Genomic DNA, 23,616 nt, shown 5'->3' with positions numbered 1-23,616 from the left:
AAGAAGTGACGAAAACCAGGTTTATGGCCTAATAACTTCCGGCTACCGGCTTTGTATCAACTAGTAATCCAGTTCCAAACCCAACCTGTCTTTCAGATCTTTTACCAGCGGATATTTCTCCGCCATACGCATGAATTGTTCTTTCGTGGAAAGCGGACGCTCCACCGGCGTAAGATCTTCCGGTTCTTCAACCAGCTGAACAAGAATATTGATGTTGGGATTTTTAAAAAAGCCCTGCACATGTTGAAGCAGCGCCGTTTTTTCCTGTTTCAGAAAACCAAGCTGAATATTGCCGTACACCTGCACTTCAAAATCGAGCGGAGTTTTCATGCGGCATTCCATCATCTCAAACGTTGATACCACCGAATGTTTAGTAGCAGCTTTCAGTTTAAGAATATATTCCTGCCAGGCTATTTTCAAACCTTCCGGATCAATTTCTTTTTGCTGATTGTTGGGATTGTTATTTTCTGCAGCAATCTTTTCACGAAGTTTTGATAAACCACCTTTAATGCCTGCTGAAGCAGTTTTTGGAACGGCAGTTTGTGTAGTTGGAATTTGGATATTGGATTTTGGCTCTTGAATCTTGTTCCTTGTTCCTTGTATCTTTTCAATGGGTTCTTCAACAATCAATTTGGCTCCACTTGTTTCCTGTGCCTTGTTCCTTGTGCCTTCAGCCTGTTCTTTTACTTCAATTGGCTTTAATGCACGAAACTGAACCGCCTTTGTTTTTTCAACTACTTTTTTTTTATCAGTAAGATCGAGCGCCTGCTGCAGGTAGGTGAGTTTAATCAGCGCCAATTCTACATGCAGACGTTTATTGCGGGCCTGTTTGTAAGTGATCTCCGCATCATTCAACAGATTCAATGCACTGATGATATAAGAAGCAGATGTTTTTTTAGCAGCCGAAATATATTTGTCTTTAAAGCTTTCTACCACTTCAAGCAAGTTGGCAACCTTCTCATCTTTACACACCAATAGGTTGCGGAAGAATTCAGCCATGGCGTTCAATACCATGTCGCCTTCAAAACCCTTGCGGTTAATATCATCAAACAACAACATGCTTGTTGCCAGATCCTGCTGTTGCATAGCCTCCAGCAACTTGAAAAAATAATCGGCATCTAAAATATTCAGATGCTCTAATGTGTTCTGATATGTTAATTCGCCATTGGTAAAACTCACGATCTTATCCATAATGCTGAGGGCATCACGCATACAACCTTCGCTCTTTTGAGCAATTACCTGCAAGGCGGGTTTCTCTGCTTTGATCTCCTCTTTGTCAACGATCTCCTGCAAATGATCAACGGTATCGTTGGTGGTGATGCGTTTGAAATCGAAGATCTGGCAACGGCTTAAAATGGTTGGAAGAATTTTATGTTTCTCCGTAGTTGCTAAAATAAAAATGGCATAGGAGGGAGGCTCTTCCAATGTTTTCAAAAATGCATTGAAGGCGCTGGAACTGAGCATGTGTACCTCATCAATAATGTACACTTTGTATTTACCCATTTGCGGTGCAAAGCGAACCTGTTCAATCAATGAACGGATATCATCCACCGAGTTGTTACTGGCCGCATCGAGCTCATGAATGTTAAGCGATGTGCCTTCATTGAAGGTTCTGCAGCTTACACAAGTGTCACAAGCTTCACCGTTAGGTTGAATATTTTCGCAGTTGATGGTCTTAGCCAAAATACGGGCACAGGTGGTTTTACCCACACCTCTCGGACCGCAAAACAAAAAGGCATGCGCCAGCTGGTTGTGGCTGATGGCATTTTTGAGCGTTGTTGTGATATGCGTTTGCCCCACAACTGTATCAAAAGTCTGGGGTCTGTACTTGCGTGCTGAAACAATGAATTTATCCATAACTGCGGGTGCAATTTACTACTTCGTCTAATATCACAACTAGAAGAATACCCACATAAGACTGATGGGTAATTATTGACGTGGAAATGAATTTAACACAGTTATGAGCTGTTTTCTTTCAGATATAAGGTCAGTTGTTTTTTCAACCCCTGTAAATTTTGTGGTTTAACAGGCTCATATTATTTTCAACAATCAAAGAAAAAACATGTCTCAATTATCCTCATTGTACCCTGTAAATCCTGTTAATGTTGACGAATCCGTAACTGAACCTTCTGCGTCGTTTAAGGCCGAAGTGAAAAAAGTGATGGGATCAATCTCCTTGTTCTTTATTGTCTATATCATTCTGATGGTAGCGGCAGTGGCACTGGCTGTTGGATGTGTGTTGCTGGGCTGGGCCGTTATTCTTAATGCAGGGCACTTGCTCGTGATCATTGGCGGTGCCGGAATTATGAGTATTGGAATAATGGTAGTGATCTTTTTAGTGAAGTTTATTTTTTCTGTAAAGAAAGTGGACGAATCAGGAATGGTAGAGGTAACAGAAAAAGACCAGCCGGAATTGTTTGCGTTCATCCGTCAGCTAACAATTGATACACAAACACAGTTTCCTAAAAAGATTGTTCTTTCGCCAGAAGTCAATGCATCTGTATTTTATAATGATAGTTTCTGGAGCATGTTTTTCCCCGTGAAAAAGAATTTAATGATAGGACTGGGTTTGGTGAACACAATTACCCTCAGTGAATTTAAAGCAGTGATGGCTCATGAGTTTGGGCATTTTTCCCAACGCAGTATGAAACTCGGGAGTTTTGTATACAATGTAAATAAAGCTATTTACAACATGCTGTATGAGAACAATGACTTTGGAAAGTTTCTGCATACCTGGGGTAATCTTCATTGGGCAATCGGCATTTTTGTCTGGATCACTGTTCAAATAATAAAAGGCATTCAATCCATTTTGCAGGGGATGTATAGTTTCATCAATAAAAACTACATGAGCCTGTCCCGTGAAATGGAATTTCATGCTGATGCTGTTGCTGCAAGTGTTAGTGGCGGCAATAACCTGGCAACTGCATTAAAGAAACTGGAGATCAGTGATGCGTGTTATAATTCAGTTCTGCAAAAAGCAGATGCGTGGTTAAAGAATAAAGAAGTATTTGCAAATGTATACAGCAATCATCGAGTAGTAATGCATCAATATGCAGTTGACTACGATTTGCCTGTGCAAAACGGAGTTCCTTTGGTGAGTGATGAGTTTTTAAAGCGCTTTCAATTAACCAAGCTCAATATCAAAAATCAATGGGCTTCGCATCCGGCAAATGAAGACCGTGAAGCAAGATTGAATGAATTAAAGATTGATGGTGTAACAGATGAGCGTTCGGCATGGGTTTTATTTGCACATCCTGAAAAGCTTCAGCAACAATTATCCCAGGTCATTTATGTATCGGTGCCTGAAGAAATGAAACAGAAGATGATCGATGAAAATGCATTCAGAGAAAAATATATTAATGAAATACAATCGTTTCGATTGCCTGAAGAGTACAACGGTTATTATGATGATAAACGTATTAATAATGTTGATCTGGAAGCATTAGTCAACAAGCCTTACGGACAAGAAATAAGTAAGGAAAATTTTAAGACATTGTTTAGTGATGAAAAAGTAGGGTTAGGTAAACAGATGCTTGCAAATGAATCGGATGCCGCTTTGCTACAGGCAATTGTTGATGGCGGTATAGAAACGAAAACATTTGATTACGACGGCGTAAAGCATGAGCGGGAAGAAGCCGAAGCAATTCTTGAAAAGCTAAAACAAGAAATTGAACAGCAGAAAAAGCAGTTGCAACTTGATGAAGAAGAAAATATGGCTTTCTTTTTCAAAGCTGCCAAACAAAACGGGGAGCAGGCAGCTGGCAAGCTAAAACAAATGTATAATGAGCATTTTGAAAATAGGAAACGGGCAGATAAGCATTTTGAAACTGCTCAGCAAGTGGTCAACACTCTTTCTCCTTTGTTGCAGGGCCAGCAGGTAAGTATTGAAGCTGCTGAACAAATGGCATCAGAACTAAGGCAGGCAAGTGCTGATTTGAGATTGTTATTAGGCTATTGGTTGGAGAATGGTGTTTTTGATGCCAATACAGAATTAAAAGCAAAAGCCGCTCATTTTGTAAATGCAAACTATCAATATTTTGGAGGTGATAGTTTTATTGACTACGAGCTTACAACTATTCATAAACTGGTAAATGAAGTAGTGGAAGAATTGGCATTGATACAATTCAAAAGTTTCAAAAACATACTCGAATACCAGTATGATCTGTATTTGAAAGCTGTTGCTTGATAATAAATAATTACAATAACGGATGCCGCTTAAATTCTTTCTGTCTGTCAAACAAAAAGCGATAGGTAATTAAACGTCTGCTGATGTGCGTACCCAGGCTGGCAGCCACATTCATCATGCGTGGATTAAAATCGCCGATCCATTGCATTTCATAATCATCGTACAGCATGGGCACCTGTATCACTTTTGCCGCTTCAATGATCATAAATGCATCCACACCTTTGTGCTGATGTTCGGGCACAATGCCAAAGATGATGCCGGTGAATTTTTTATTTCGCTTGGTTGCTTTTACCCAAAGGAATTTCAGTTTGCTCCAGCTATCAAATCGTCCGTTCAATTCCATGAACCATTGATTGAGATCGGGTAAGTTCAGCCAAACAGCAACCGGATCATTATTATAATAGGTAAACCAACAGATGCGTTCATCCATCACTGGTTTCATCGCATTGAACATGGCCATCGCTGTTTTTTCTTCCATTTGTTTTAACCCGGCATGACCAGCCCATGCTTTGTTATACACCGTGCAAAAGTCTCTTGCAAATTTTTCGAGTTGATTCACTTTAATGTGAACGGCTTTGTAGTGGGGATCTTTCGCTAAACGATCATGACGCTCATAAAATTTATCACTCAGCTTATCTTTTACTTTCAGCGAATAGCAATATTGATTAAAGAATAATTGAAAGCCATACTGTTCATACAACTGTTGATAGTAAGGAAGATTATAGTTCATGCAATACAATGGTTGCTGAAATCCCTCCACCTGCAAACCCCACCAGCGGTCACGCTCACCAAAATTGATAGGCCCATCCATGGCTTCCATGCCTTTGCTTTGTAACCAGTTTTTAGCTGTATCGAATAACAGGTTGGCTGCGATTTGATTGTTGACACATTCAAAAAAACCAATACCACCAACGGGCACATCATCACCTTTCGATTTGTATTTCTTGTTTACGAATGCTGCAATACGCCCGATTAATTTTCCATCGTCATTCTTTAATATCCAGCGGATCACTTCACCATGACGAAAGGCTTTATTCTTCTTCTCATCAAACACCTGCTCAATATCCTTATCCAACGGACGGATCCAGTTGGCATCATGTTTATATAATTCCACAGCTACCTGTAAAAATTCTTTTGCTGAGTGCCTGTCTGTAACTTCAATTGTTTGCATAATAGAGTATCAAATTTAGCTGAACTTTCTTAACAGGTTCTTTTGTTTTATTTATGATTTAATTAATGGCAAAAGAAATGTGTACGTCTATATTTGAGTTACTAAACCGAACTACTTATGAAGCGACTTATACTCCTCATTAATTTTTTCTTGTTCATACTACCCACCATTTCAAACGCCCAGGACAGCAGTTTTCAGCTAAAAAATTATAAATACCGTACACCCGGATTTAAAGCATTACTGCTAAACCTCAACGCATCCGGAAGTTTATATGATGCGAAAGGGGGTACTCGAACGGATGTTAAGGGAAACCAATTTAACTCTAATTCCGGCATCAATTATTACCGCATAATCAGTACCGATAAACGTCAACACATTTCCACAATCAGTTTTAACCCGGTATTCAATTTTGTTAGAAACGAAAATGGAGGCGTGGTGGCAGAACGTAACCGACAAATAATACTTGATGCAGATTGGAGCAGGATGGATCGTTTTTTTAACAGCAGAAATTTCTTTATTGAGGTGGGGAACGAGCTGGGGGCTGTTAGTAATACTCGAAAGAATCGATCGCAATTTCTGGATAGTAAAACAACTGGTAACAGTGTTTCCAATATGCTAGTACTTGGTGTTGGAAAAGGACGTTTGGAAAATGTGCAGGATGCTCAAATGGCAAAGTTCATTATAAACGACCTGCAGAAAATGGGGCTGCTTGATCGTGTGCCGGATGCTGCAACGGAATATGAACTGGCTGTGCTGATCACTGATATTAACAACCGACGTGTGTTTGATGATCGCAAAAGACTAATCTATGAATTGACACGTGTCGATTCATTTTTACAAAGCAAACAGTTGATACAAGCTCCGTCGATTGCCTACTTTACAGCAGTAAATGATAACTGGTTGCTTGCATTCAATCCCGGACGGCTTAGCGGCACAAGAATATATGCACAACTAAAGCCCGGATTTAGTTTTAACGTTGAGGGATTTAAACAGACAGACACAACTTCATTTCCTTATACGAATGATACGAAGCAGATCGAATATTTTTATGAACCGGAAATAGGAATTGAGCACCACAAGCCGGTAACACTTCATTGGCAACGTATTGCCAGAGCGGCGATTCGATTCAGACAAACATTTAATAGAGAGAAAATAAAAAGTGAATCCGTTTCAGGTTCAACTGAATCTGAATGGTTTCGAACATACCCGGAGTTATTGTTCAATTCAGTTTATGGTTTTGGTTATTACCCAACAAATCGAACTGTTGTAGATGGAGGTTTGAGTTTTGATGCTGTTTATGGGCAACAAAATATGGGAATAAGCCGAACTACTTACTTTTCGCTTGTGCCAGGTTTGCAATTCTCTGCTAACTATTTTATTAATTTTCGTACCAGAGTATTCCTTGAGGCAGATATTAAATACTATTACACTGAGTTGAGAGATGATGTTCCGGTAATGACTGCTTATAACAAAAATGTTGTAGCAGGCAATTTCAATTTCGGTTTCTCCCATGTTATTTTCTAATGTTTGTCGCAACAGGTTTTTGTGTAACTTGTTTTCATGACGAAATACATTCTTGCCTTAGACCAGGGAACAACCAGCAGCCGTGCCATTGTGTTCGGTCATGATGGAAGCATTATCTCTGTCGCACAAAAAGAATTTAAACAAATATTTCCGCAGCCCGGTTGGGTGGAGCATGATCCCGAAGAAATTTGGAGCACACAACTTGGTGTAGCTGCAGAAGCAATTACCAAGGCTGGATTAAGTACAGAAAATATTCATGCTATTGGTATCACCAACCAACGTGAAACAACGGTGGTGTGGGATCGCAACACCGGCAAGCCCATCTACAATGCCATTGTTTGGCAGGATAGACGAACGGCAGATTTCTGTGATGAACTCAAACGAAAAAATCTCCACATACTGATTCAGCAACGAACAGGTTTGGTGGTTGATGCATACTTCAGTGCATCAAAAGTGAAATGGATCTTAGATAATGTAGAAGGTGCAAGAGCAAGAGCAGAAAAAGGTGAACTCTGTTTTGGTACCATTGATACCTGGTTATTGTGGAAGCTTACAAAAGGACAGGTACATGCAACAGATGTAACGAATGCAAGCCGCACCATGCTCATGAATTTACAAACACTGCAATGGGATGGTGAGTTGGAAAAGATATTTAATGTGCCGGGTAATATGTTGCCACAAATACGGAGCAGCAGTGAAGTGTTCGGTACTACACAAAATATACTAACGGCTACCAATATCCCTATTGCAGGCATTGCAGGCGATCAGCAGAGTGCATTGTTTGGTCAGTTGTGTACACACCCCGGCATGGTAAAAAATACCTACGGCACCGGTTGTTTTATGCTCATGAATACCGGGGAGAAAGCCGTTATTTCCAAAAACAATCTGCTAACCACTGTTGCATGGAAGATCAACGGTAAAACAGAATATGCATTGGAAGGAAGTGTGTTTATTGCCGGTGCAGTGGTGCAATGGCTGCGTGATGGACTCGGTATTATCCGTTCTTCAACCGATATTGAAAAGCTCGCAGCAAAAGTTTCTGATAGCGACGGTGTATACATGGTGCCGGCGTTTACGGGTTTGGGTGCACCTTACTGGAATCAACATGCAAGAGGAACCATTGTTGGTATTACGAGAGGCGCAACAGCGGCACATTTTGCAAAAGCAGCATTGGATAGTATCGCTTACCAAACAGTTGATGTGCTGAAAGCAATGGAAGCCGATTCGGGTATTGAGATCAAAGAATTACGGGTGGATGGTGGCGCAACTGTAAACAATTTGTTGATGCAGTTTCAAAGTGATCTGTTGAATACGGCGGTTGTGCGTCCCCGTATTACGGAGACAACCGCATTGGGCGCTGCTTATCTTGCCGGACTCGCAACAGGTTACTGGAACAGTATTGATGAAATACAGGAGCAATGGCAGGTCGATCGCAAATTTGAGAGCGCAATGGATGAAGAAAAACGGGTAGGTCTGATGAATGGCTGGAAGAAAGCGGTGAAAGCGGCGCAGAGCTATTAAGTTTGAAGTTTGTAGTTTACAGTTCTTCAAACTTCAGGTTGTTTGAGTAATATTGCGGATGCTCAGTAATGAACTATTAACTATCAACCATTAACTATTCTTGAATCGTTCACAACAAATACAACAATTAAAAACCACCAACCATTGGGACATCATCATAATTGGTGGTGGCGCAACCGGATTAGGTGCAGCAGTAGATGCAGCAGCACGTGGTTATAAAACACTTTTACTGGAGCAACACGATTTTGGAAAAGGAACATCAAGCCGTTCTACCAAACTCATACACGGCGGAGTACGTTACCTGCAACAGGGAAATTTCCGTTTGGTGCGTGATGCACTTCGTGAACGTGGCTTATTGCTGAAAAATGCGCCGCATATTGCTCATCGTTTGAAATTGGTATTACCTGCGTATCGTTGGTGGGAGAAATTATATTACGGGCTTGGTTTAAAAGTATATAATTTTCTTTCAGCGAAATTAAGTCTTGGCCCGAGTGAAATTTTATCGATCAAGAAAACACAGGAATACATTAAAGGCCTTGATGGAAAGAAATTAAGCGGTGGTGTAGCGTATTACGATGGACAGTTTGATGATGCACGTTTATGTGTGTCATTGGCGTTAACAGCTGCCGATGTAAGTGCAACTGTTTTGAATTATTGCAAGGTTACCAATTTGATTCATGAACAAGGAAAAGTAGCAGGTGTACATATTCATGATTGTTTAACCGAGGAAACATACGAAGCAAGAGGCACTGTTGTGATCAACGCAACAGGTGTGTTTGTAGATGATGTGTTGAAGATGGATGATGATGGGTTAACAAAAACGGTATCGCCTTCGCAGGGAATTCATATTGTAGTAGAGAAAACATTTTTCCCCGGCGATCAGGCTTTGTTTATACCACGTACTGATGATGGACGTGTATTATTTGCCGTTCCGTTTCATGATAAAGTAATTATCGGTACAACAGATACCAGTGTTGAGACAGCGGTGATTGAACCATTACCATTGGAAGATGAAGTGGAGTTTGTGATCAATCATTTCAACCGCTATGTGCATACCGGTTTAAAACGCAGCGATGTAAAAAGTGTGTTTGCCGGTTTGCGTCCGTTGGTGAAAGTGCCCGGACAAAAGAAAACGGCTGTGCTTCCCCGTGATCATACCATTTGGGTATCAAAAGGAGGCATGATCAATATCAGCGGTGGTAAATGGACCACGTATCGGAAGATGGCACAAGAGGTCATTCTGAAAGCACACTATGAAGGTGGGCTTGCATACACCCGTTGCCAAACAGAAACCATGAAGCTGCATGGCTGGATGAAGAAAGTTGATTTTGATGATCCGCTTCATTATTATGGAAGTGATGCAGCCGCTATTCGCTATCTGCAACACCAGGGTTATTCGCAATTGATTCACCCAAATCTCCCGTACACCGTTGCAGAAGTTTTTTGGGCTGTGGGTCATGAAATGGCAATGACGTTGGAGGATGTATTGTCGAGGAGAACAAGAGCATTGATCCTTGATGCAAAAGCAGCGATTGAAGCAGCGCCGTTGGTTGCGGATATTATGATGAAGGAATTGAATAAAGATGAAGTGTGGAAACAACAACAGATCGAAGCGTTCAATGAAGTGGCGAAGGGGTACGTGTTGAAGTAGGGACAGAGTTGATAGTTTGTAGTTTTTTGTTAACTGCACTCTCAGCTGTCAATCTCAATTTGTAAAATTTGAATTGCGGGCATAACTACCAACTATAAACTACAAACCAAACGACTGCCATATGTCACCCTTCCTTGCAGAATTCATCGGTACCATGTTTATCATCTTACTTGGTAATGGCGTTGTTGCCAATGTATTATTAGCGAAATCAAAAGGACAAAACGGGGGATGGATCGTCATCACATTTGGATGGGCCATTGCTGTATTTGTAGGAGTGTACAGTAGCGCAACCGTAAGCGGCGCACATCTCAACCCGGCTATCAGTATTGCGTTGGCAGCAATTGGAAAATTTGAATGGGCTTCTGTTCCGTACTATATACTTTCACAGGTGTTGGGTGCTATGACAGGTTCTTTTTTAATGTGGCTTGCTTACCGGAAACATTTCGATGAAGTGAATGATGCAGATGCTATGATGGCGATCTTCTGTACAGCCCCTGCTATCCGGAATACAATTGCTAATCTCACGACAGAAATCATTGGGACATTTGTATTGATGTTAGGAGTGTTATTTATTGCAGCACCACAAAATAGTTTAGGTGCATTGGATGCATTGTCTGTTGCATTACTGGTGTTGGGAATTGGTTTGAGTTTGGGCGGACCAACGGGTTATGCCATTAATCCCGCACGTGATCTTGGTCCACGTATCATGCATTTTATTCTGCCGATAAAAAATAAACGCAACAGCGATTGGAGTTATAGCTGGGTGCCGATTGTTGGTCCACTCATCGGCGCATTGATTGCTGTTGGAGTCTGGACCTTGCTGCAAGGCTGATCATACAGCCTGTTTTTGAATGTAATATTTATCCCGTAACCAAAACGCAACATTCACCAAGGCGATCAAGGCAGGCACTTCCACCAACGGACCAATTACACCGGCAAAAGCTTGTCCGCTGTTGATGCCGAATACACCGATGGCTACTGCAATCGCTAATTCAAAATTGTTGCCTGCTGCTGTAAATGCAATGGATGCATTGGTAGAATAATCAGCGCCCATTTTTTTACCGATGAAGAAACTCACTAAGAACATAATAGCAAAGTAGATCACCAACGGAATTGCAATGCGTACAACATCTAATGGAATTTGCACGATCAATTCACCTTTCAAACTGAACATCACGATGATGGTGAACAACAATGCAATTAATGTGATGGGTGAAACAAACGGAATAAATTTCGTTTGATACCATTCTTCCCCTTTCAGCTTTAATAAAAAATAACGTGTAAGAAAACCAGCTAAAAACGGAATGCCTAAATAAATAGCAACGGTCTCTGCAATTTCGCCGATCGTGATATTTACAACTGATCCGCTGAAACCAAACAGTGGAGGCAACACAGTAATGAACACATAGGCATAGATACTGAACATCAGCACCTGGAAAATACTGTTCAGCGCAACCAGTCCTGCTGCATATTCACGACTGCCTTCTGCCAGTTCGTTCCAAACAATCACCATGGCAATACAACGAGCAAGGCCAATCAGGATCAATCCAACCATGTATTCCGGATAGTCGTGCAGAAAAATAATTGCCAGCGCAAACATGAGTATGGGTCCAATGATCCAGTTGAGCAGCAATGAAACACTCAACACTTTTGTATTCTTAAATACTTCTTTCAGTTTGTCGTATTTCACTTTCGTAAACGGCGGATACATCATCAGGATCAATCCAATGGCTAATGGAATATTGGTGGTGCCCGATGAAAATGAATTGATGAACGTAGCCGAAGAAGGAAAGAAATAGCCAATGCCAACACCAATGGCCATTGCTAAAAAGATCCACAAGGTTAAATACCTGTCTAAAAAGCTTAACTTCTTTCGCTCGTGTGCAGGGGCACAGTTGTTTGCACTCATAATAGTTTAGTTGTTTACAACTTTTGAAAATACATACAAGCATTCCATGGCAATCTGATTGCTGCGTTCTGTATATTTTTCATCCTGCAGAATGGTAGTATCAAATGCTTTTGGATCGTTGTAGGTAGTACCGATTCGCAGATCACAACCGGGAATGAACGGACAATTATCTTCTGCATCGGAGCAGGTCATGATGGCTGCAAAGTTTTGCGCTGGATTTATTTTGTGGTTGTATACTTTTGAAAAACAAGTGGTGAATTCATCTTCAGCAAAGTACACTTCGTAAACAGGGTTCGTTGTTTCCGTTGTTTTCTTTACGGTGAATCCTGCTGCTGTAATTGCCTTGATCGCATTTGGGTTGAACGCAGTTGCTTCTGTGCCGCCGGAAAACGTATGCACATTGCTTATGTTATAATAGGCTGCTGCTACTGCAGCCCACACCTGGCCTAAATGGCTGCGACGGGAATTGTGCGTACACACATAAACAAGATTGATGGCTTCGTTTATTGCAGCTTTGCCGCTGATGTAAGCCGCAATTTTTTCCAGCAGTTCTTTACGCTCTGCCGGAATTTCTTTAAAGTTTTTTACCAGTGCTTCGCAACGTTCTTTGATTGGTTGGTACATGTATGATGTATTGTAAATTGAAATAATTTTTTAATCGAAGAAGATGTTTAACAGCATCCGTTTTCTTTTGCCGCAGGAAGACTATGAAAGAAACCTGTAACCAGTGTTTCTACTTTTTTCCATTCCTTTTCATTAATACAATAGCTTACACTTGTGCCTTCGGTGCAGCCTTTGATGATGCCGATCTGTTTTAATTCTTTTAAATGCTGCGAAATAGTAGCCTGCGCCAAACCCAGTTCTTCCACCAGACTGCCGCAGATGCAATGCTCTGCTTCCAGTAAATGTTGCAGAATGGCAATACGAGCCGGGTGCGCCAAAGCTTTAAGTGTAGCCGCCAGCTTGTTTTGCTTTGCTGTAAAAATTTCTGTTTTAGTTGTTCCCATTTCATCGCAATATTACGATCGATAGGGGAGCTGGCAAATTAATTTTGTTTGGTTGAAGATTAGTAGCCAAGTCTCGTTCCTTACAATAACCATTATTGAGCTGTTACTGGCAGCGATAATAAAAACTGCCATTCATTATTATGTAAACAAGCCTTAAATTTATAGTTCAACAAAAACCTAAAAAAACATAACATGAGCTTACAGTCCGTAATAATTAACAACGTTGATTACAACGTGTGGGTATCACAACAGTTAGTAAATTGGCTAAGTAAACATCCCGAGGAAGTGCTGAATAAAGAATGCCTTTCAAGTTTTAGTTCCATTGCAAAAACGCTAAAGCACATCAGCGATACTCAATTATACTGGTCGTCTATGATAAGAGAAACAGCAACACCACAATTTGATTATATAGCAACCGAAGTGGATGTTAAAAACGAAATGGATAACCTCGTGAATGAAGCTTTACTTTTGGCTGCTTATGTAAAAGAGAATGTGGCAGCTATGCATGAGAACTATTTAATTGAGTCGCCGTGGTTTTCTTCCAATTTTCCGAAGTATGAATACTTACAACACTTAATCATCCACACCACTTATCATCGTGGGCAAATAGTAACCATTGGCAGGAATACAGGAATCACCGATGCTCCAATGCTGGATTACAATTTTTGGAATGTAAAGCAGCAGGCGAATCAGCAATAAATTCGGTTTCATTAATCATCGTATTGGAAATAAAGGCGGGTAAACTTGCAGTCGCAATTTGCGGTTGCAAGTTTTAGGTTATTTGCAAGGGTTGCAGACCAATGCGTCTGCAACCCTTGCAATGCTGCAAATGATATGTGGTACAAGAGTGCGACGCAACAGTTGATGCCATAGAACACAACTGCTGACCAACACCCATGCTTTCCCTGTTTTCCTCACCGCAATTAGTTTTTTTACTGATAAGCGTCATTCACCACCCATGCAGGGTCGGGTAATTTCGTTGCTTCAAATCAACTGAACATGGAAGCAACAACCAACCCCGTAGCACAAGACAAAGCATTGTATGAAGTAATGGATGGCAATGAGGCCGCCGCTTATATTGCCTATAAATGCAATGAAGTATGCGCCATTTATCCTATTACACCTTCGTCAACAATGGGCGAGTGGGCCGATGAATGGAGTGCCAAGGGCATGAAAAATATTTTTGGTACCGTTCCCCGTATTATGGAAATGCAAAGTGAAGCGGGTGCGGCAGGTGCTATCCACGGTGCCTTACAAGGCGGTGCATTGGCTTCTACATTTACAGCATCGCAGGGTTTGTTGCTGATGATTCCCAACATGTACAAAATTGCAGGTGAATTAACGCCTACTGTATTTCATATTGCCGCACGTAGCTTGGCTACGCATGCGCTTTCTATTTTTGGTGATCATAGTGATGTGATGGCGGTACGTTCAACAGGTTTTGCCATGTTGTTTGGTAACAATCCGCAGGAAGTAATGGATATGGCATTGATCGCTCAATCAGCTACATTAAAAGCAAGAGTTCCTTTTCTGAATATTTTTGATGGCTTCCGTACTTCGCATGAACTCAATGAGGTTGAAGTAATCCCTGATGAAATCATTGAACAAATGATGGATATGGAAGCCATTCATGCACATCGTAACCGTGCTTTGAATCCGAACAATCCTTCGATTCGTGGTACGGCACAAAACCCTGATGTGTTTTTCCAGAACAGGGAAGCGGCCAATACCTATCATGCAAATGTTCCTTCCATTGTACAATCAACCATGGATGAATTTGCAAAACTGACCGGACGTAAATACAGTTTGTATGAATATTACGGACATGCACATCCTGATCGTGTAATTGTGATCATGGGTTCCGGTGCAGGTGCAGTAAAAGAAACCGTTGATTATTTAAATGAGCGTGGATCGCATGTCGGTATGATCGTTGTGCGTTTGTTCCGTCCGTTGGATGTGCAGGCATTTATCAATACGATTCCAAAAAGTGTGGTAAGCATTGCTGTACTCGACAGAAGCAAAGAGCCAAACGGAATTGGTGAAGCACTTTACATGAACGTGGTGAATGCATTGAATGAAGCACAGGAAAATCATCATGCACATGTGATTGGCGGACGTTATGGTTTATCGAGCAAAGAGTTTACACCGGCGATGGTGAAAGCAGTGTTCCGTGAATTGAAAAAAGACAAACCAAAAAATCACTTTACCATTGGTATTGATGATGATGTTACGCATACAAGCTTAGAATACGATAAAACATTTAACCTGGAAACACAACATAAGTTCCGTGGTTTGTTTTTTGGATTGGGTGCTGATGGTACAGTGAGTGCCAATAAAAACTCTATTAAAATTATTGGTGATAAAACCAACGATCATGTGCAGGGATACTTTGTGTACGATTCAAAAAAATCAGGATCGTTAACGGTATCGCATTTACGTTTTGGTGAAAATCCGATTCACTCAACTTACTTAGTGCAATCTGCAAATTTTGTTGCTTGTCATCACTTCAACTATCTCACGAAGTATGATATTTTGAAAGATGCAGAAGAAGGAGCAGTGTTCCTTTTAAACGCACCGTATGATAAAGAGGAGCTGTGGGGTATGTTGCCGAAGAAAATCCAGGAAGAGATCGTTCATAAGAAATTAAAATTCTATGGTATCAATGCTTACACCGTAGCGAAAGAAGCCGGTATGGGTAACCGTATCAATACCATTCTGCAAACCTGTTTCTTCGCCATCAGCAATGTATTGCCGAGAGAAGAAGCGATTGCAAAAATTAAAGAAGCGATTTACGATACGTATTGGAAGAAAGGTGAAGCAGTGGTGCAGAAGAACTATGAAGCAGTAGATCAAACGCTGGCGAATTTATATGAAGTTGATTATTCAAAATATTTAATAGGTAACAGACCGATTGGTGATGCCGTGCCTGATTCTGCACCTGACTTTGTAAAAGAAGTGTTGGGTAAAATTATTGCAGGCGAAGGTGATGAATTGCCTGTGAGTGCGTTCCCGATTGATGGTACATTCCCAAGTGGTACAACCAAATGGGAGAAACGCAATATTGCAGATGCAGTGCCTGTTTGGGATACATCGTTGTGTACACAGTGTGGTAAATGTTTTATCATTTGTCCGCATGCAGCCATTCGTCCGAAAGTGTACGACAAATCATTATTAGAAAATGCACCTGCAGGTTTTCAACATGTAGATCCGATTGGTAAAGAGTGGAACAAAGAAACTGAAGCATACACATTGCAGGTGTCAACAGAAGATTGCACCGGTTGTACATTGTGTGTGGAGTTTTGTCCCATTACCAGCAAAACCGATCCCGGTCATAAAGCCATCAACATGATGGATAAAACGCCTATCCAGGAAAAAGAAAAAGAGAATTGGGATTTCTTCCTGAGCATTCCTGAAGTAGATCGTACAAGGGTGAATAAAAATACCGTGAAAGGTTCGCAGTTTTTTCAACCATTATTTGAGTTTAGCGGTGCATGCGCCGGTTGTGGTGAAACACCATACTTGAAGTTGTTGACTCAATTGTTTGGTGAGCGTATGATCGTTGCCAATGCAACAGGATGTTCTTCCATCTTTGGTGGTAATCTTCCCACCACACCATGGACAACGAATAAAGCAGGTGTTGGACCGGCATGGGCTAACAGCTTGTTTGAAGATAATGCGGAGTTTGGTTTGGGTATCCGCATGGCGAGTGAAAAGAAGAAAGAAATGGCGTTGCAATTAATGGATGAGTTACGTCCGATGATTGGTGAAGAGCTGGTTGATAAGATCATCAATACAGATGAAACAACAGAAGCAGGCATTCATGAAAAACATGAATTGGTACTTGAACTGAAAAACCGTTTGAAGCATGAACGCTCCATGGCTGCGTTGAACCTGTACCATCTTGCAGATTTTCTTGCAGAGAAATCGATCTGGATCATTGGCGGTGATGGTTGGGCATATGATATTGGTTATGGTGGATTGGATCATGTATTGAGCACAGGTGAAAATGTAAACATCATGGTATTGGATACTGAAGTGTACAGCAATACCGGTGGACAAAAATCAAAATCAACTCCGTTAGGTTCCAGTGCGAAGTTTAGTGTGAATGGAAAGACAACAGGTAAGAAAGACCTGGCGATGCAGGCCATTGCACATGGTACAGCGTATGTTGCACAGATTGCGATGGGTGGAAATGATATGCATACCATCAGAACAATTCTTGAAGCAGAAGCATATCCAGGTCCGTCTTTGATCATTGCTTACAGTCATTGTATTGCACACGGTATTGATATGGCCCATGGTGCAGAAGAACAGGATTTTGCTGTGAAAAGTGGTTACTGGCCTTTGTTCCATTACAATCCGATGAAACCAAAAGGACAACGCTTTGTGGTTGATTCAAAAGATCCTTCACTCGACCTGGCTGAGTTTATGTATCATGAAAACCGTTTCAATATCATTAAAGCAAAAGATCCTGAACTCGCTGCACGTTTTATGGAACAGGCACAGGATGCAAAAGTGAGCAGATGGGAACGTTTGGAAACATTAAAAGGATTATAGTGTATTGACCCATATGAATAAAGAAAAGGGAGTTTCGTGAGAAGCTCCCTTTGTTGTTTTGGGTATTCAATGCTTGATTTATTTCTTTCTCGAATCCAACTCTGCTTTAATCTTTTTCAGATTCATGAAGTTAATGATTGCAATAGGCATAAAGGCAAATGGTAAGATAGCCGTAACGCTGAAGCCCTTTTTCATGTAAGAAAAAACAGCAGAGATAAACATGATGATGATGGAGACAATAATTACTGTAACTGCGATCGTCATCATCCGCATGTTTTTCTTTAACTCTTCGTCGGTCATTTCCGAAAGTTGCTTCTGCGCCATGGTATGTGGTTGGTTTGATTGAAAAAAGAATGTGCTGCAAAATAATGCAAAAGGATTACACTCCAAACTGGCGTAGATGATGATCGAGATGTTTCCACATACTCTTGCCCCATTGCTCTGCTTTCATGGGACCAAACGTAGGATGCATTTTATCGCCAATGCCATTTGCTCCTCTTTCATGAAATGCTTTTACGATGGAAAGCATTTCTGCTTTTTCTTTTTCAAAATCACGATCGTCTTTAATAATAAAGTTGGGGGCAGTTGGTAAACTTTTCCGGTAAGGTCTTGAATTATACAACACAGGACGAAAGATCCAGCCGATATAACTGATGGGCAGTCGCTTTAATTTTTTACTTGTGAGCGGAACTTTATAGGCCTCTTTGCAATGGGCCAGCATTTGTGCAGCTGTCATCTTGCCCCATTGACGTTCACTGGTTGCCGTTAGGTTTTGCAGACGAATGATGATCTCTTCATAAGCCTGCTGATCAAACAAATTCTTTACTTCCATTGATGACTGTTTTCGTCTACAGAAAAGTAAGGGATATTGTCGCTGCTTGTTGTTTCTTCCTGTTGCCAGTAAGCCAGCGTTACAACACGGTTATCTTTTGTTTTCAATAAACGACCGAAGACGGCGTTCGTTGCATTGAATGTAACATCAGTAACACCAACCGTAAATGTTTCAGGTGTCGGTGGGGCAGGCGCTGCTTCTACCGGAGCTTCACCTTCTACAGGTTTTGGAGCAGGAGCTGCTTTTGGCGGAGGCGATGGAACAACAATTACTTTATAGCGATTGAATTCAAGCAAGTCTTTTAAAAACGCAACACGTTCTTTTGATGCATTCTTTTGCACGACAGCACATTTTACACCGTCCAGGTCTTCGAATTCATGATTTTTATTAATAGCCATACACGAAAAGTTAAACACGAATTTATTTTACCAATGAATAAATGTATTCATAAGCACCGCTTGCAATGCCGGTGATCACAATACCGGCCACACAAATTGCCATTGAAAGTTTTGGTGCCCAGGTCATCTCTACTTTTTCAATCGGCGTTTCATTGGCATCCATAAACATGGCTTTGATGATACGCAGATAATAATAGAGCGATACCACCATGTTCAACGCTGCAATGGTAATAAGCGGATAATTATTTTTTCCTGCACCTGCCAGTATCAAAAAGAATTTACCAAAGAAACCGGCTGTTGGTGGAATACCTGCCAGCGAAAACAAAGCGATCGCCAATACCCATGTCAACAATGGATTGGTTTTATAAAATCCTTTGAAATCATCAATCGTTTCTTTTCCTTTTTCCGAACTTACCAAGCTTAACACGCCAAACGCAGCAAGGTTGGAGAAGATATAAATAAGTACAAAATAAATGACCGAACTGTGTCCGATGGCACTTGCGCCGGTTACACCAATCAAAATAAAACCAACCTGCGAAATAGAAGAGAAGGCGAGGAATCGTTTTACATTTTGCTGACGGATGGCGAAGAGATTACCGACGATCATTGATAGAACAGCCAGCACAGCAATGATATTATACCAGTGAAAAATTAATTGACCGAAGACAGTGAACAACACTGTTGTCATGGCAAAGATCATACTGCCTTTGGAGATCACGGATAAATAGGATGTAACTGCAATGGGTGAACCTTCATACACATCGGCTGTCCATAAATGAAAGGGAACTGCTGATATTTTAAATCCAAAGCCAGCCAGGATGAGGATAAAAGAAAATAAGAATAAAGGTTGATCAGACGCTGCTGTTTGTAATTCTGCAAAACTCACCGTGCCGGTAACACCATACATCATAGAAATACCAAATAATAACAAGCCGGATGCAAATGCAGACGACATAATGTATTTCATGGCTGCTTCAGATGAACGTCTTTTCTCCAGGTCGAAATTGGCCAATGCTGCCAGTGGAATACTTGCCAGTTCCAACCCTACATAGAACATCAAAAGATTACTGCTGCTCAGCATAAAGAACATGCCCAGCAAGGTAGAGAGCATCAGCAAATAAAATTCTGTTGCATGTTTGTGTTTTAATAACCAGTTGTACGATTGCAAGGAGATAAGTAAAGTGCCGAGGTTGAGAATATTTTTTTCGAGTCGAAGCAGATCATTTTGCTGAAACATATCGCCAAACAAAATTCCTTTTCCTTGAAAGAAAAATCCGGCAGCAAGGTTGATCGCTAATAAAACATTCACTACCAGCAACACATTCTTTGTCTTCCATTCCACTGTACTCAGCTTCATGAATAGTAGAATAAAGATGATTGCTGTTAACAGCAATTCCTGTTGCATCAAAAGAAAAAAGTTACTCATTGCTTCGTTTTACTTTATCGATCCTAACTTTTGTATAATTACTTGTGTCCCAGGGTTAATAAGATCTGTTAACCAGAAAGGCACAATACCCATCATTAATATTCCAACCAATAGAACAACGGCTGCTGTTTTTTCATTCCAGCCGGCATCACTTAATTGCAGATGTTCATTATTTTTTATTGGTCCCATGATCGATGAACCAACTGCTCTTAAAATATAAACCGCTGTTACTACAATGGAAGCACAGGCAACAATCGTAGCTGTGTGATAGAATGCACCTGCACGTTGCCAGCTACCCATGAACACGGTCATCTCTGCAACGAAACCACTAAGGCCGGGTAAGCCAAGTGAGCACAAACCTGCAATTACAAATACAGATGAAATAAATGGCATCACTTTTAATAAGCCGCCAAGTTGTGCAACCTGTCTTGTATGTGTTCGATCATAGATCATGCCGATGACAGCGAAGAAAAGGGCCGTCATCAAACCATGACTCACCATTTGCAATACCGCACCATTGATGGATGTTTTGGTTAACATGCCAATACCCAGCAATACAAAACCACAATGGTTTACGGAAGAGTATGCATTGATGTATTTGAGATCGGTCTGCATCATCGTCGCAAAGGCACCGTATAAAATTGCAATGCAGGATAAGATGATAATGATGGTTGAATAATACTCAGCGGCATCAGGCATTAAATACGTTGCTACACGTAAGCAACCATAACCACCAAGCTTCATGGAAATGCCCGCCAAAAACATTGATGCTGCTGTTGGTGCACTTGAGTGACCATCGGGCACCCATGTATGAAATGGAAACAGTGCAGTGAAAATACCAAAGCCAATAAATGCAAAGGGGAAGAATAAATTCTGCAATGCGGGTGAAATATTCTGTTTTGAAATCTCTAAGAGATCAAACGAATGAACGCCGTTGATGCTGGTATTAAAATATAAACCGGAGAGTCCCACAAACACTAATGCAGAACCGGCCATCAACATCAACGCCAGTTTCAGGGCACTGTATTCTTTCTTGCCGCTTCCCCAAATACCGATCAACAAGAATTTCGGGATCACTGCAACCTCCAGGAAGAAGAACATTGTAAAGAGATCGAGTGAAATAAAGAATCCGTATGCGCCTAAACTTAAGAAGAGCAGTAAGAAGAAAAATTCTTTGTGCATTGTTTCCTGCTTCCATGAAACCAACACACCTGCCAATACCACGAAAGCTGTTAAGAGTATCATCGCTACTGAAATACCATCTACGCCAACATGATAACCAATGTTGAGTGCTTTGTACCATGTATGATTCTGTTCAAACAAAAACGCTGCATTGTTCGTTGCCCGTTCTGCAAGGAACTGAATCAACAGGAATAAACCAGCACCTAATTGTACAACGGCTGCAACTAAAGCAACGAGGCGTACCTGTTTTTGTCCCTTCACTACTAACAACAGCAGCGAAAACACAAGTGGCAATATGAGTAGTAACGTGAGGTTCATATTATGGTTTCCAGAAGTAAATAAATATGATTAAGAATGCAGCAAGTCCACCAAAGAAATACAAGGTGTAGTTCTGTATTTTACCTGATTGCAGATTTTTGATAAGGCTGGATATTTTTCCTGTGCTTGTTGCAATACCATTCATCAACCCATCAACAATATTACGATCGATCCATGCGGCTGGCCGGCCAATAAAATTGAAGATGACCTTTTTTGTAATGAAGAGGTACAATTCATCTATATAAAATTTCTTATAAGCTGCTTTGTACAATCCGCCGAGTGCAGTTGCAACCTGCTGTGGTTTGTTGTTTTCATTTTTGTACATCAGCATGGCAATTAAAATACCAGCAAGGCCAAGCGCCACGGGTGCAATAGAGAAACTTAAATGAAAATGTGATTCGAGTGCTTTGCCATCTGCGGAAACAAATACGCCAAACGGAATAAAGCCGGCAGCAAGTGTACAAACTGCTAAAAGGATCAGCGGAAGTTTCATGGAGAAAGTTCCTTCACCGTGGTTGTTGTGAACTTCTGTTTGTTTATTCCAGAATATAGAAAAATACAAACGGAACATATAGAAAGCAGTTAGTCCTGATGTTAGCAATGCAACCACATACACAATCATACTTGAATTATATGCCGCCAACAGAATTTCTTCTTTGCTGAAGAAGCCTGCAAATGGAGGAACACCTGCAATAGCAAGACATGCAATTAAAAAGCTGATATGTGTAATGGGCATGTATTTGCGCAAGCCGCCCATATCTTTCATGTCGTTGCTGTGAACTAAATGAATAACAGCACCTGCACCGAGGAACAATAATGATTTAAAGAATGCATGTGTAAATAAATGAAACATGGAAGCTGTGTATCCTAATCCATTTTCACCACCGGTACCACTTACACCTAATGCAAACATCATGTAGCCGATCTGGCTCATGGTAGAGTAGGCGAGCACACGTTTAATATCTGTTTGTGTACAAGCGATCACCGCAGCAAACAATGCAGATACTAAACCAACAATTGTAACAATGGACAGTGCTTCTTCATTTACTGCGAACAAAGGGAATAATCTTGCAACTAAATAAACACCAGCCACCACCATTGTTGCGGCATGGATCAATGCAGAAACAGGAGTAGGACCTTCCATTGCATCGGGTAACCAGATATGTAATGGAAACATCGCACTCTTACCGGCACCACCCATAAACACCAGAGTTAATCCCCACGTTAAGGCTGATACACCAATGAATGATGCAGAAGTGATGGCAACAAACTGTGATGATTGCTGTGCCGTTAAATTTTGCAGAATGGTATTAAAATCCAAGCTTTCACCATAAAATGCCAATACCAATATGCCGATGAGAAAACCAAGATCAGCAAAGCGTGTAACAATGAACGCTTTTTTTGATGCTGCCACTGCTGATGGTTTCTGGAAATAATAGCCAATGAGCAAATAAGAAGATGCACCAACTAATTCCCAGAACATGTATATCTGGAAGAGATTAGATGACACCACCAATCCCAACATTGAAAAAGTAAACAGGCCAAGGAATGCATAATAGGTTGCAAAGCGTTCTTCGCCTTTCATATATCCAAGGCTGAAGACGTGTACCATCAGTGAAACAAATGTTACCACTACCAACATCATCACCGAAATTGGGTCGAGAATGATGCCCATATCGATGGAAACATTTTCAGAAAATGATAACCAGGTAAATTTAAATGCAGTGATGGTTTGATAGGTGTCGCCCACTTTACCATCAACAAAAAAATACTGATAGGCAGTGTAAATAGAAAGCACAGTTGAGATCAACAGCAAACCTGTTCCGATAATGCCTGCTGACTGATTCATGTATTTCCTGCCAAACATACCGAGCAACACAAATGCTGCAAGTGGTAATAAAGGAATCAATGCGATGTATGAAGCGTAATTCATG

At 40.9% G+C, this 23,616-nt stretch carries 18 protein-coding genes; 7 read left to right on the top strand and 11 right to left on the bottom strand.

What is annotated here, in order from left to right:
* Positions 1-60: 60 nt before the first annotated feature.
* A complete protein-coding gene (locus VK159_RS20035) occupies positions 61-1,857 on the bottom strand; it encodes a DNA polymerase III subunit gamma/tau (protein WP_324231953.1) in 1,797 nt (598 codons plus the stop codon).
* A 205-nt stretch (positions 1,858-2,062) separates the two neighbouring features.
* On the opposite strand from VK159_RS20035, the gene VK159_RS20030 reads away from it, so the two are divergent.
* The gene (locus VK159_RS20030; RefSeq protein WP_324231952.1) at positions 2,063-4,186 is read left to right on the top strand and encodes a M48 family metalloprotease; all 2,124 of its coding nucleotides are present in this window, start codon (positions 2,063-2,065) and stop codon (positions 4,184-4,186) included.
* A gap of 10 nt (positions 4,187-4,196) precedes the next feature.
* Here the strand turns inward: VK159_RS20030 and VK159_RS20025 are convergent, their stop codons facing one another.
* Positions 4,197-5,357, bottom strand: coding sequence for a hypothetical protein (locus VK159_RS20025; RefSeq protein WP_324231951.1), 1,161 nt, complete (start codon positions 5,355-5,357; stop codon positions 4,197-4,199).
* Positions 5,358-5,474: 117 nt separating this feature from the next.
* Between VK159_RS20025 and VK159_RS20020 the strand changes: the two genes are divergently transcribed.
* The 4 genes from VK159_RS20020 to VK159_RS20005 all read left to right on the top strand — a co-directional run bounded on the left by VK159_RS20020 (position 5,475) and on the right by VK159_RS20005 (position 10,885).
* Positions 5,475-6,881 carry a hypothetical protein gene (locus tag VK159_RS20020; RefSeq protein ID WP_324231950.1) on the top strand — a complete coding sequence of 469 codons (1,407 nt, stop codon included), beginning with the start codon at positions 5,475-5,477 and terminating at the stop codon, positions 6,879-6,881.
* A 36-nt stretch (positions 6,882-6,917) separates the two neighbouring features.
* On the top strand, positions 6,918-8,402 hold the full coding sequence (glpK, locus tag VK159_RS20015) for a glycerol kinase GlpK (RefSeq protein WP_324231949.1): 1,485 nt from the start codon (positions 6,918-6,920) through the stop codon (positions 8,400-8,402).
* 100 nt (positions 8,403-8,502) lie between these two features.
* Entirely contained in the window at positions 8,503-10,053 is a 1,551-nt protein-coding gene (locus VK159_RS20010) for a glycerol-3-phosphate dehydrogenase/oxidase (RefSeq protein ID WP_324231948.1), read from the top strand.
* A gap of 121 nt (positions 10,054-10,174) precedes the next feature.
* Positions 10,175-10,885 carry an MIP/aquaporin family protein gene (locus tag VK159_RS20005; protein WP_324231947.1) on the top strand — a complete coding sequence of 237 codons (711 nt, stop codon included), beginning with the start codon at positions 10,175-10,177 and terminating at the stop codon, positions 10,883-10,885.
* On the opposite strand, the gene arsB is transcribed toward VK159_RS20005, so the two are convergent.
* From arsB to VK159_RS19990, 3 genes are read right to left on the bottom strand one after another with little or no spacing between them, the layout of a single operon-like run.
* Positions 10,886-11,962, bottom strand: coding sequence for an ACR3 family arsenite efflux transporter (gene arsB, locus VK159_RS20000; protein ID WP_324231946.1), 1,077 nt, complete (start codon positions 11,960-11,962; stop codon positions 10,886-10,888).
* Between the two features lie 6 nt (positions 11,963-11,968).
* Positions 11,969-12,586 carry a protein-tyrosine-phosphatase gene (locus VK159_RS19995; RefSeq protein ID WP_324231945.1) on the bottom strand — a complete coding sequence of 206 codons (618 nt, stop codon included), beginning with the start codon at positions 12,584-12,586 and terminating at the stop codon, positions 11,969-11,971.
* Between the two features lie 47 nt (positions 12,587-12,633).
* Positions 12,634-12,969 (bottom strand): metalloregulator ArsR/SmtB family transcription factor, encoded by a 336-nt coding sequence (locus VK159_RS19990; RefSeq protein ID WP_324231944.1) that lies wholly within the window; start codon positions 12,967-12,969, stop codon positions 12,634-12,636.
* 192 nt (positions 12,970-13,161) lie between these two features.
* On the opposite strand from VK159_RS19990, the gene VK159_RS19985 reads away from it, so the two are divergent.
* Positions 13,162-13,668, top strand: a complete 507-nt coding sequence (locus tag VK159_RS19985) for a DinB family protein (RefSeq protein WP_324231943.1) — start codon at positions 13,162-13,164, stop codon at positions 13,666-13,668.
* A gap of 300 nt (positions 13,669-13,968) precedes the next feature.
* Entirely contained in the window at positions 13,969-17,526 is a 3,558-nt protein-coding gene (gene nifJ / locus VK159_RS19980) for a pyruvate:ferredoxin (flavodoxin) oxidoreductase (protein ID WP_324231942.1), read from the top strand.
* A gap of 78 nt (positions 17,527-17,604) precedes the next feature.
* Here the strand turns inward: nifJ and VK159_RS19975 are convergent, their stop codons facing one another.
* From VK159_RS19975 to nuoL, 6 genes are read right to left on the bottom strand one after another with little or no spacing between them, the layout of a single operon-like run.
* Positions 17,605-17,850: a hypothetical protein gene (locus tag VK159_RS19975; RefSeq protein WP_324231941.1), complete on the bottom strand. Its 246-nt coding sequence runs from the start codon at positions 17,848-17,850 to the stop codon at positions 17,605-17,607.
* Positions 17,851-17,905: 55 nt separating this feature from the next.
* Positions 17,906-18,358, bottom strand: a complete 453-nt coding sequence (locus tag VK159_RS19970) for a DUF1569 domain-containing protein (protein ID WP_324231940.1) — start codon at positions 18,356-18,358, stop codon at positions 17,906-17,908.
* Complete coding sequence (locus VK159_RS19965; protein ID WP_324231939.1) at positions 18,349-18,756, bottom strand: hypothetical protein; 408 nt, start codon at positions 18,754-18,756, stop codon at positions 18,349-18,351. The genes VK159_RS19970 and VK159_RS19965 overlap by 10 nt, the downstream gene beginning before the upstream one ends.
* Positions 18,757-18,778: 22 nt before the next feature.
* The gene (locus VK159_RS19960; RefSeq protein ID WP_324231938.1) at positions 18,779-20,182 is read right to left on the bottom strand and encodes an NADH-quinone oxidoreductase subunit N; all 1,404 of its coding nucleotides are present in this window, start codon (positions 20,180-20,182) and stop codon (positions 18,779-18,781) included.
* Between the two features lie 9 nt (positions 20,183-20,191).
* Complete coding sequence (locus VK159_RS19955) at positions 20,192-21,682, bottom strand: NADH-quinone oxidoreductase subunit M (protein ID WP_324231937.1); 1,491 nt, start codon at positions 21,680-21,682, stop codon at positions 20,192-20,194.
* A gap of 1 nt (position 21,683) precedes the next feature.
* Entirely contained in the window at positions 21,684-23,615 is a 1,932-nt protein-coding gene (nuoL, locus tag VK159_RS19950; RefSeq protein WP_324231936.1) for an NADH-quinone oxidoreductase subunit L, read from the bottom strand.
* Between the last annotated feature and the right edge of the window lies 1 nt (position 23,616).

Source organism: Lacibacter sp. (genome assembly GCF_035299325.1).
Taxonomy (GTDB): domain Bacteria; phylum Bacteroidota; class Bacteroidia; order Chitinophagales; family Chitinophagaceae; genus Lacibacter.
The sequence above is the reverse complement of the archived record's forward strand: the minus strand, read 5'-3'. Positions and strand labels throughout refer to the sequence as shown.